Annotated in this window: 13 protein-coding genes; 2 read left to right on the top strand and 11 right to left on the bottom strand. The window is 64.4% G+C overall.

The window, feature by feature from the left end; all coding sequences use genetic code 11:
- Positions 1-21: 21 nt before the first annotated feature.
- The 4 genes from F7R26_RS11370 to F7R26_RS11355 are packed head-to-tail and all read right to left on the bottom strand — an operon-like array spanning position 22 to position 2,223.
- The gene (locus F7R26_RS11370) at positions 22-1,119 is read right to left on the bottom strand and encodes a tyrosine-type recombinase/integrase (RefSeq protein ID WP_150993013.1); all 1,098 of its coding nucleotides are present in this window, start codon (positions 1,117-1,119) and stop codon (positions 22-24) included.
- A complete protein-coding gene (locus F7R26_RS11365; RefSeq protein WP_170302025.1) occupies positions 1,116-1,349 on the bottom strand; it encodes a DUF4224 domain-containing protein in 234 nt (77 codons plus the stop codon). The genes F7R26_RS11370 and F7R26_RS11365 overlap by 4 nt, the downstream gene beginning before the upstream one ends.
- Before the next feature lie 60 nt (positions 1,350-1,409).
- Entirely contained in the window at positions 1,410-1,625 is a 216-nt protein-coding gene (locus tag F7R26_RS11360; protein ID WP_150993017.1) for a hypothetical protein, read from the bottom strand.
- Between the two features lie 37 nt (positions 1,626-1,662).
- Positions 1,663-2,223, bottom strand: coding sequence for a DUF1643 domain-containing protein (locus F7R26_RS11355; protein ID WP_193692061.1), 561 nt, complete (start codon positions 2,221-2,223; stop codon positions 1,663-1,665).
- A 34-nt stretch (positions 2,224-2,257) separates the two neighbouring features.
- On the opposite strand from F7R26_RS11355, the gene F7R26_RS11350 reads away from it, so the two are divergent.
- Positions 2,258-2,515, top strand: a complete 258-nt coding sequence (locus F7R26_RS11350; protein WP_150993021.1) for a hypothetical protein — start codon at positions 2,258-2,260, stop codon at positions 2,513-2,515.
- Positions 2,516-2,517: 2 nt separating this feature from the next.
- Here F7R26_RS11350 and F7R26_RS40965 read toward each other — a convergent pair whose 3' ends face one another.
- The 4 genes from F7R26_RS40965 to F7R26_RS11335 are packed head-to-tail and all read right to left on the bottom strand — an operon-like array spanning position 2,518 to position 4,554.
- Positions 2,518-2,739, bottom strand: coding sequence for a hypothetical protein (locus F7R26_RS40965; RefSeq protein ID WP_241754305.1), 222 nt, complete (start codon positions 2,737-2,739; stop codon positions 2,518-2,520).
- Positions 2,721-3,089 carry an ASCH domain-containing protein gene (locus F7R26_RS40960; RefSeq protein WP_241754304.1) on the bottom strand — a complete coding sequence of 123 codons (369 nt, stop codon included), beginning with the start codon at positions 3,087-3,089 and terminating at the stop codon, positions 2,721-2,723. Before F7R26_RS40960 ends, F7R26_RS40965 begins: the two co-directional genes overlap by 19 nt.
- Positions 3,083-3,607, bottom strand: a complete 525-nt coding sequence (locus F7R26_RS11340) for a hypothetical protein (protein WP_150993023.1) — start codon at positions 3,605-3,607, stop codon at positions 3,083-3,085. The genes F7R26_RS40960 and F7R26_RS11340 overlap by 7 nt, the downstream gene beginning before the upstream one ends.
- On the bottom strand, positions 3,604-4,554 hold the full coding sequence (locus F7R26_RS11335) for a phage Gp37/Gp68 family protein (protein ID WP_150993025.1): 951 nt from the start codon (positions 4,552-4,554) through the stop codon (positions 3,604-3,606). The genes F7R26_RS11340 and F7R26_RS11335 overlap by 4 nt, the downstream gene beginning before the upstream one ends.
- A 38-nt stretch (positions 4,555-4,592) precedes the next feature.
- On the opposite strand from F7R26_RS11335, the gene F7R26_RS11330 reads away from it, so the two are divergent.
- Positions 4,593-5,198, top strand: coding sequence for a hypothetical protein (locus F7R26_RS11330; protein ID WP_150993027.1), 606 nt, complete (start codon positions 4,593-4,595; stop codon positions 5,196-5,198).
- A gap of 71 nt (positions 5,199-5,269) precedes the next feature.
- Here F7R26_RS11330 and F7R26_RS11325 read toward each other — a convergent pair whose 3' ends face one another.
- Genes F7R26_RS11325 through F7R26_RS11315 form a run of 3 tightly spaced genes read right to left on the bottom strand, consistent with a single transcriptional unit; the run spans position 5,270 to position 8,740 of the window.
- A complete protein-coding gene (locus F7R26_RS11325; RefSeq protein ID WP_150993029.1) occupies positions 5,270-7,186 on the bottom strand; it encodes a DNA cytosine methyltransferase in 1,917 nt (638 codons plus the stop codon).
- The gene (locus F7R26_RS41935; protein WP_241754303.1) at positions 7,183-7,650 is read right to left on the bottom strand and encodes a hypothetical protein; all 468 of its coding nucleotides are present in this window, start codon (positions 7,648-7,650) and stop codon (positions 7,183-7,185) included. Before F7R26_RS41935 ends, F7R26_RS11325 begins: the two co-directional genes overlap by 4 nt.
- Position 7,651: 1 nt before the next feature.
- Positions 7,652-8,740, bottom strand: coding sequence for a hypothetical protein (locus F7R26_RS11315; protein ID WP_170302024.1), 1,089 nt, complete (start codon positions 8,738-8,740; stop codon positions 7,652-7,654).
- Positions 8,741-8,835: the final 95 nt, after the last annotated feature.

The raw sequence follows: 8,835 nt of genomic DNA, 5'->3' as shown, positions 1-8,835 counted from the left end.
TTTCGTCAAGTTCCAACAAATTCAGGCTGTCGGCCGCACCTTTCTGACCCGCCGCCGGTCGTAGATTTTGGCCACCATCTTGCCGTCGGCATGGCCGGTGGCATCCGTAATTCGGTCGTCGCCTTCCTCCATCCGATCGGTCACCGCGCTGGGTCGCATGTCCGCCAGCGTGAAGCTGCTGAACGTGACACCACGCTCTTCCGCGGCCTTTCCACAGTACCCCATCAGGCGTTTCCAGATCGTGTTCCAGCCGCTGCGGCTGTACACCTGGCCGGAGGTGTTGCCGAACACGTAGACGCTCGCCGTGCGCTGGAGCGCCAGGGCTTCGTCGACTGCCTGGCGCAGAGCAGGGGACCAGCGCACGACCTTGGTCCGCTGCATCTGCCCGGCCTTGCGCTTGCCGACGGGCACCAGCAGGCCGTCAGGCGTGATGGCCTGGCGCACAAGGCTACGCATCTCCTCCGGCCGGCTGACCGTCAGGTAGGCCGTCTGCACGCACAGGGCGAGGATCAGGTAACTGCCGCCGCGCACCCGCGCGATCTCGACGGCTAGCGCCACTTCTTCTGGCCTGACGTACTTCTGCCGCGGCTTGGTCGGGTTGTACTTGATGCCGGTGCACGGGTTCCTCTCCAACTCGCCAAGCCGGCGCCCGTACTCGAGCGTGGCCGACAGCAGAGCGACTTCCTTGTTGGCCTTGGCCGGTGCACCCTGTTTCGCCCGCAGGTCCAGATATCGGTAAATGTGATGCGGCTTGATCGCCGCCGGCTTCACCTTGCCGAACACCTTGCAAACGGTCTTGGCTTCCACCCGGTTCTCGGTCAGGGTCACGGCGGCCTTCTTCCGCTCGTCCGCTTCGGGCAGGCCCTCTTGCCAGCTGAAGTAGGCGTCGAAAAGAGCCTGAGTGGTGCCCGCCAAGACCGCATCACCGTTCAGCTCGTCGGCGCGCCGGCGCGCCTCGCGATCGATCTCGGCGACGGCCTCGGCGTTGTTCCTCTGCGCGGACAGGCGGAATGCCCATTTCCCGTCGGGCAGCTTGTAGCCATAGCTGACCTTGAACTTGCCCTCGCGGCGGTAGAGCCGGAAAGGCAGGCCGTCAGGTGTCTTGCGTCTCGAAATCATGCGGCTAGCGCTTCAAAGTTGGGTTCTTGTTCAGGTTCGTCGGTGCCGGTGGCCGACGCAAGGCCGGAGAGGCGCGCCTGGAAATAGGCGCGGCTCACTTGCGGCACGCCGGCGATATTCACCGCGAACGGCCAGCCGTGCTTCTTGAGCCAGCGCTTCATGCAGGTGTGGCTGCGAGGCTGGCAGCCGACCAGTTCGGCTAGTTCATTCACCGTGAGATACGTGCTCACCTCGGTCTCCAATCCGCCAAGCCTGACGGGTCAATTCGATGATTCGTTTTGCTGCGTCGTTCATTTGCCCTCGAATACGGCTCTGAGGCTGGCTGCGAGCGTGCGGTACTCGTCGCGATCCGCCTTCTGGGCTTCGCTGCCTTCCCAGCGCCGGCCTCGCATGAACGTTTCGTCCATGTCGCTGGCCAGTTGGTCCATCAGCTCGGCCGCACGCTTGATTGCCTTCTCTTGTTTTTCCGTCATTCTCGTTTCACCCATCAGATTGGTAAATGTCATTTACGCGTGTGGTTGCTAAGCTGTCGGCCCGGAAGGGCTACGGGGTAAAGGGCCGCGGCCGCACCTTCGCCGCGATATAGAGGGGATGCTTTGGGCTGCCGTCCTGGTTCAGCCCGAGGTGATGCTTTGGGCTGCCGTCCTGGTTCAGCCCGAGGTGATGGAGCAGGGCGCCGCGGCCGCACAACCGGACGATGCGCAGCACCTCTGCTGCGCGCGCTGGCGCCGCCTTGTGCGCGCCCCAGGCGCAGATCACCAGCGAGCAGCGATCGAGCGCGTCCATGATGGCGGCGTCGTTCCGGTCAGCCCGGTCGCCAAGCGGCGCCGGGCGAGTCAGCAGGCCGTCCGGGTCCGTCGAGCGAAGCGGGAACAGGTTCACCACTTCCAGGCGGCCATAGCGCCCGGCGAGCGCGCGCTGCAGGCAACGGGTGATCGTCGGGTCGTTAGCCTGGTGGTCTGCGGTCGACGGGTTGAGCATGATGAAGCCCAGTGCCGGGCGGCCGCGATCCCACTCGCGCCAGAGGCGGTAGCGGTACTGTTCGCAGTCGGAGAGGATGCAGCCTGCTTCGCCGTCGAGGGTCTGGGTGGTCAGGTGCTTCATGCTACGATCCCTCCAGAACTTGGGAGACACGGCTATGCTTCAACATTTCTCGGTACATTCGCCGCGGGACGATCACCCTAACGAGCGGGTAACGTTCCGATACAAGACGAACGATAGGGAGGGCGATGGCTATCTCTCTCGCACAACGTTGGACCAACTCGCCAAGGGCCAGCCCGGTACCCCGCTTGAGATTTTCGACCGGTACCGAGATCAAATTCTCAAGGCTGCATACCTGCACTGGACCGTGAATCCGCTGAACAAGGTCATTGTTCTTGGCGCGCATGATTTTTGATTTCATCGTCCGACCCTCCCAAATTCCACCACCCACACCCAGGGGTTCGCCTCCCACGCGCCAGCACCGTTGATGCTGTCCCACAGAGTGCGATACGAATCGACCGGGTTCACGCACATCTGGCAACTCGGGTTGCTGTAGTCCGTCCAGCCGTCCAGCTCCGGCGCGATGCCCTCGGCCAGCGCATCGGCCACGCTGCAGTCGTTCAGCTGCTCGACACGCACCGCGGTGATCTCCAGCAGGATCCGCGACAGCGCGCGCGGCATGTGAATGCTCGCTTCCAGGTGATCGCTTCGGCCGGCGGCAAGTTCTCGTACTTGCCGAGCACGTTGTCCGGGTAGTCGGCGCGGTAGAACGTTGGGCCCGGATCGAGCGTGGTCGGCTGTGCCCAGGTCTCGCGCACGTAGAGGCGGTCGCCGGGCTTGCCGTATGGACAGAGCGCCAGGTCGCCGCAGTCTTCGATGAAGTGGTAGCGATGGCGCTCGCTCATGACGCGCCGCGTCTGAGTCTTCCGGCCGTCCAAGATGGCCCGCACCATGGCGCCGCTGAAGAGGATGGGGCGTTCTTTCACCATGGCAGCCCCTTCTCCGCGGTGCTGGCCCTGCGTTCCGCGGCCTCAGCCTCAAGGGCTGCGATCAGTTCGGCCGGCTTCCCGTCGAACTGGTTGAGGTGGGTATCGCACAGGCTGCAACGCCAGTCCGTGACGGCGCGCCACCCCCTCGCTACGTGCACGCGCCAAGTGTCGTGCTTCACTCGCTCGCCCGTGTAGGACGGTCTTGGGCAAAGCCGGCAAGCATTGCCGCAGGTGTCCGGCCTGATGCTGCGGAAGCGGGGGTACTGGGCTGCCTCGGCCTCCACTTGCTCATCGGTCAACGCGGCCACTGCGGCGCTGAGCTCGGCCCAAGTGGCGAACTTGCGCTCCGGCAGCGCTTCGTGAAACCACGTCTCAATGAAGCCGCTCCGACCGCTCTCGCGACGCGCCTCCATTTGGATGCCCAGGCCAGCGGTGTCCTCGTAGCCATAAAAGGCCATGCCATTTGCGCCATGGCCGTGCGCGGTCTCGCGCAAAGTGAGTTTGTCGGGGATGTTCATGCCGTGATCTCCGGGAATCCATCGTGCTGCACGCCGTCGAGCAGGCGGCCAGCGGCCTTCTTGCCCACGCGTACAGGCGCGTCGCTGGCATTGAGCTCGATCGGGTCGTGGTCGTGATTGCCGTCTTGTCCCGCGCCTAGCCATTCGCCCCACTGCTTGAACAAGAACGGCACGCCGGCCGCCGCACACTGGTCGCGCAGGCTCCGGGCCCAGTCCGGATGCATCGGCCGCGCGCCTGCGCCGCTTTCGCCGCCGGCGATCACCCAGTTGACGGCGGGATAGCGCTTGTGCCGGCTGCAATGCGGTTGGTGGTGCCATTGCAGCGCGTCGCCGAAGTAGCCCGGGCTGGCGACGTAGCTGACTGCGGTCAGGTCTACCGGCCCGAGTAGCGGCTCAATACTCAGGAAGCGCACGCGCGCCGGCACCGCCAGCAACTTCGGGATGTCGCGGTCCGCTTCCTCCTGGTTGCAGATCGTGGCACCGATCCAGACGTTGGGCAGGTAGTTGTCGCGCCAGCCCTCGCGGCCAACCGTGAGCGCGCGCATGGCCTGCTCCAGCATCTCCGCAGCGTTGCCGATGCGCTTCGTCAGCAGCAGCCAATCCAAGTTGGGGGTCTCGACGATCAGCCGGAGCAGGTCAAAGCGCCATTGCGCGCTGACGGCGTTGTCAAACACGTCGGCCAGGCTGGCACAGAAGACGCGCTGGCGCCGCCGGTGCAGGGCGTAGAACACGCCGGCGTTGCGGTTCCAGGCGAGCGGCTTGCGCCAGTTCGCAGGGCTCGTGCGTCGGCGCGGCGCGCCCGGGCCCCAGTTCACCACCTGCCCGCCGCCGAAGCGCGCGTTGCGCGTTTCTGCATAGCAGTGGTCGCAGCCGGGGCCGACCTTCTGGCAACCCTCCCACGGGTTGAAGGTGTGGTCGGTCCATTCGATCTTGCTGTGCTCGCTCATGCTAGGATTCCCGCATACATTGTTGACGGAGTGCGACGATGAAGTTCGGACGAAAGGCGGTCCTTCTGGGCATCGCTGGCGTGATTGCAGTGGTTCTCGTGTCTGGTCTGGCGACGACGATTGCCCCGGGGGCATTCGGGCAAACCATGGCGGCTTGGCTTCAGGCCATTGGGTCGATCGGAGCAATTCTTGGGGCTGTCTGGATCGCAACAGAGCAACGAAAGCAGGCAGCAGATCGTGACGTGCAAATGGAGTTGGATGATCGAAAGACACTCTTCGATATCACGATATCCTTTGGCCGCGCAGCTACCCGTTCGATCGAGAGACTCGACGCTTACGCAACTATTGAGAAGCTTCCGTTCCACGTTAAGTCGAAAACTGGCGTCGAGTTTCTCAACCTGGAACGTGTCAAGGACCAGCTTGGTCAGCTTCCCATATATCGACTCAAAGACGTTGACGCTATTGATGACGTGATCGAGATTCAACGAATTTTGACGGACATCACTACGCGTGCTCCAGGTGTTGATGGAATCGACTTTAGATATCTTGAACTCTTGAACGAGAAAACTAAGCTTGAGAACCGCGTAGGCAACTTGCGGCTGATACTGCAGCAGGTACAGACTAAGTCCGCCGGGGGGCTGTGAGCGAGCGACCGAACCTCCGCCCTCAGGATTGATCGACGCTTGTTGACCATTTGCGAGGTACTGGCCACTGATCATGCTGCCTCCACAGGCTGCGCCACCGAGAGCGCCACCGCCACCGGTCGAACCCACACGGGCGTGGCCGACAGCATGAACGTCTCGCCAGTCTCGGCAAGTAGCAAAGTGGTGCCCATCACCTCCGCGATTGCGCGCGCCGCATCTGGCGGCACAGCATTGCCGATACGCTCGCGCCAGGCCTGATCGCTCAGGCCGTCCAGCTCTAGGTATTCCTCCGGCTCGATAAGCGACTGCAGCGCGGCCAGTTCTAGCGTGGTGAAAGGGCGGTGCCATGTGCCGTCCAGCGCGCGGATGATCGCGACCAACTTGTCATTCGCCGCGGGCAGGCGCGGATCAGCGACCGACCAGCGGCCGTTGTCGTGGCCAGCAGCTGCCGACACTGCGCCGCTCGGTTGTTCCCATCCCACCACGCCATAGTGGCCACCGGTCAGGTAGTGGTCGCCGCGCTCGCGTCGCATGCCAGGGCGTGGGTCGGCCACGGCCAGCGCGCCGCTGCCGAAGCGCGCGCCGGTGACGGTGCTGGCCGGTTGTTCGAAGCCCGTCACCTTCAGCTTGCTGCCGTGGGCCGTCGCGGGCCAGTCGGTGCGCGGGTCGGCCACAGCATATGCACCCTGGCCGGTGTCGCTGCGCGCGATCACAGTGCCCGCCGGCTCGTCAAAGCCGGTGATGCGGTACTTGCCCGCGCCCTCGAAGCCGGTCGACGCGCGCGGGTCCTGCACGCACTGGCCGGTGCCGTGGGCGCTGGTAACCGCGCCGGCGGCCTGGTTCCACGGCACGATCCGGAACTCGTTGTTGTGCTTGGCCGGCCCCGCGTGGCGTGGGTCGGCGACGGTGTAGTAGCCCTGGCCTGGCATCTGCTGCGCGGCGATGGTGTTCGCATGCTGGTCCCACGGCAGCACGCCGTAGGCATGGCCGTCATTCCATTTCGCGCTCTTGGCGAAACGCGGATCCGCTACGCTGAACGTGCCGTTCGTCGGTCCACTGCGACCGGCGACGGTCCCGCTTGGCTGGTCCCACCGATTCACTCCCATGTAGCCGTCGCGATACTCGGGCACAATCAGGTAATCGCTGAGATGCCCGTTCTCCACCGCCAGCTTGTTCAAGCTGCGCCAGTCGCTGCCGGCCTCGACAAATGCTAGCCGCACCCAGGTCTTCCACTGCAGCGACGGCACGCGGTGCATCGGGCCACCGGTGACGTCGCCCGGCAGCGGCATGCGGCCCAGCACCGTGCCGACGCCTTGCAGGCGGCGCAGCTCGGGCTCGTACAGGAATGCCGGGACCTTCTCCATGTGCCGGGCCACCAGCAGGAAGCGCTTGCGGCTCTGGGCCAGCCCGCCGATCCCGCCGCAGTCGTGCGTCGTCTCGTTCACGGCGTAGCCGTAGAGGCGCAGAATCTGGTTGATCTGGTCCAGCAGATGCCGGCCGCGCGTGGCCAGCCGCGGCACGTTCTCGAAGACGATTAGCTCGACGGGGTCGTCCTTCCAGGCCTCGCACATCAGCCAGACGCAGCGCAGCGTCAGTTCGTTGAGCGCCTGGTATTTCGGCGTGCGGCTCAGGGCCTCGGAAAGCAGTCCGGACGCGCCCTTGCACGGCGACGAGATGAACACGCAGTTCGGGCGCTCGCCGCCGGCGGCGCGTCGGATGTCGGCGGCCGTGGCCTCGCGCCAGCCTACCGGCGGCTCTTTGCCGTGAAAGGCGGTGTACATGGCCCGCGTGAACAGGTCCATGACCGTGCACTTCACGCCCACGAGCTGCTCGAAGTCGCGCGCGGCGGCCGGGTCGACGTCGATACCGCCGATGCACTTCCAGGTGGCGACCATGTTGCCGACCTGGGAAGCGGCCTTCTTGAAGCCCTTGGCGCCGCCGCCCAGGCCACAGCAGAAGCCGAATGTCTTGTATTCGCGGCGGATCATGCGAACACCTCGAATGCTTGAGGTTTGCTAGACTCCTGCCAAAAAGATGGGGCGATAGCGATGGAATTGAGCTTGGTTCGAACAACAGCGCTGATACTCTGCGCAGCTGGGTTGGTGTCATGTGGAGGCCTAACTTTGGCACTGACTTCGGCGCCGCCTGACAAGTTGGCTTGTCTGCTTGCAAATCCGAAATACCCTGCGGCGGCGAGGGAGCAGGGCATCGAGGGGAAAGCCTCTATCAGGGCGACGATGGATGCTACTGGCGAAGTTGTCCGTGCTGATGTATTGCAGTCGTCTGGAAGCCCCGCGCTCGACTCCGCTGCGGTCGAGGCAGTGATGGAGTCTCGTTGCAACCCGTATCGAGATCCGACCACGGGAGAGTTGCGTCCGATGACTGTTGTCCATCCCATCAATTTCGCGTTGAAGTAGCCGTTCGCGACAGCAAACAGTTGGGCTCTTGTCATCTCATTGATCCTGTTGTGGCTTCGACAGCGAAGCGAGGAATGCGGCCTCGGGCCCGAACTTCACCCAGCGCGCCAGCGGCTGCAGCGGGTGGGTCTTCGCGTCGGTGTTGAGCGCGCGCGCAAGGCGCTCGAGCTGCAGCAGGCGCGATGCCTGCACGACGCGCGCGGCCGGCGCAATCTCCGCAGATGATGCGGTGATTGATAGCCTATTCACCGCATCGCGCACGTCCTCGCCGGGCTGCTCTGCGGCCAGGAGGGCGCGGGCCTGGTCCGCGATTTCCTGCATCTCCTTACTTAGGCCGCCAAGTTCCTGCTCACGCTCCGTGATCAGTGCATTGAACTGCCGCAGCACGCGCATTGCATCCGTCAGCGCCTTGGCGCTCGGTTGCGCACCGTGCCCCTTCTGGCAAAGGCCGTCATCGCAAGATGCGCAGTATTCGGCCACCCCGACCTGTTGTGCCTTGGCGCTCGGTTGCGCCCTGGTGTTGGCCGCTCGCGCCTCGATAGTCTTTTGCGCGCACTCGGCTCCCATGTTTTCGTGAGGATGCGAACGTGTGCATCCCTGGGCGATGGCGCTCGATTGCAATGCGGCCTTACCCGCTGCAAAGCCCTCCGCTCTAGCCTCGGCCAAGGCTGCTTCGCGGCTCGCGTCGTTCGTCACGTATTGCCCGGTCCGCTCTAGGAAATCTGCGATGATTTCTTGCGCGGCAGGCGATGCGCTCGGCGCAGGGGTGGCGTAAAGCTTCGTACCGATGGGGAGTGATTGGTGCTCCGAATTCAACGCAACCCGCCTGCCGCTTGGCGTATAGCACGGGACAACTTCCGCCACCGGCTCGCTGCCACCCTCATTGGTGAGGGGAGCGGACTGGGCGCGGCCGGCTTGGAAGCATCCGAAGTTGATGCGGGTCTCTGCATCTTCATACTCGCCTTCGCTGTCTTGCGCAGGCTCCCATTGGTAGCCGGTGCTGTCCATGTGCTGCGCGAATGCCGCGTGCTCATCCGCCCCGCCAACAGGTGCCGGGGGAGCGGCGGCCAGCAGAAAACGCTCCACTTCCTGACCGAGTGGCAAATCGGCGTCGTCGTCTTCCATGCGGGCAACGACTCGGATACCAGAACCTGACTTCGTCGGAGATCGCCATCCAACTGGCACAGGCGCACGGCCTGACGCCCGTCGTGACGGCGACC

This window comes from Cupriavidus basilensis (assembly GCF_008801925.2).
Lineage (GTDB): Bacteria > Pseudomonadota > Gammaproteobacteria > Burkholderiales > Burkholderiaceae > Cupriavidus > Cupriavidus basilensis.
Note: the sequence above shows the minus strand (reverse complement) of the source record. Positions and strands in the feature narration are given on the sequence as shown.

What these genes read in the sequence shown, in the direction of transcription:
- F7R26_RS11370 (WP_150993013.1), bottom strand. Translation starts at nt 1,119, where the DNA reads ATGATTTCGAGACGCAAGACACCTGACGGCCTGCCTTTCCGGCTCTAC.
- F7R26_RS11360 (WP_150993017.1), bottom strand. Translation starts at nt 1,625, where the DNA reads ATGACATTTACCAATCTGATGGGTGAAACGAGAATGACGGAAAAACAA.
- F7R26_RS11355 (WP_193692061.1), bottom strand. Translation starts at nt 2,223, where the DNA reads ATGAAGCACCTGACCACCCAGACCCTCGACGGCGAAGCAGGCTGCATC.
- F7R26_RS11350 (WP_150993021.1), top strand. Translation starts at nt 2,258, where the DNA reads ATGCTTCAACATTTCTCGGTACATTCGCCGCGGGACGATCACCCTAAC.
- F7R26_RS40960 (WP_241754304.1), bottom strand. Translation starts at nt 3,089, where the DNA reads ATGGTGAAAGAACGCCCCATCCTCTTCAGCGGCGCCATGGTGCGGGCC.
- F7R26_RS11340 (WP_150993023.1), bottom strand. Translation starts at nt 3,607, where the DNA reads ATGAACATCCCCGACAAACTCACTTTGCGCGAGACCGCGCACGGCCAT.
- F7R26_RS11335 (WP_150993025.1), bottom strand. Translation starts at nt 4,554, where the DNA reads ATGAGCGAGCACAGCAAGATCGAATGGACCGACCACACCTTCAACCCG.
- F7R26_RS11330 (WP_150993027.1), top strand. Translation starts at nt 4,593, where the DNA reads ATGAAGTTCGGACGAAAGGCGGTCCTTCTGGGCATCGCTGGCGTGATT.
- F7R26_RS11325 (WP_150993029.1), bottom strand. Translation starts at nt 7,186, where the DNA reads ATGATCCGCCGCGAATACAAGACATTCGGCTTCTGCTGTGGCCTGGGC.
- F7R26_RS41935 (WP_241754303.1), bottom strand. Translation starts at nt 7,650, where the DNA reads ATGACAAGAGCCCAACTGTTTGCTGTCGCGAACGGCTACTTCAACGCG.
- F7R26_RS11315 (WP_170302024.1), bottom strand. Translation starts at nt 8,740, where the DNA reads ATGGAAGACGACGACGCCGATTTGCCACTCGGTCAGGAAGTGGAGCGT.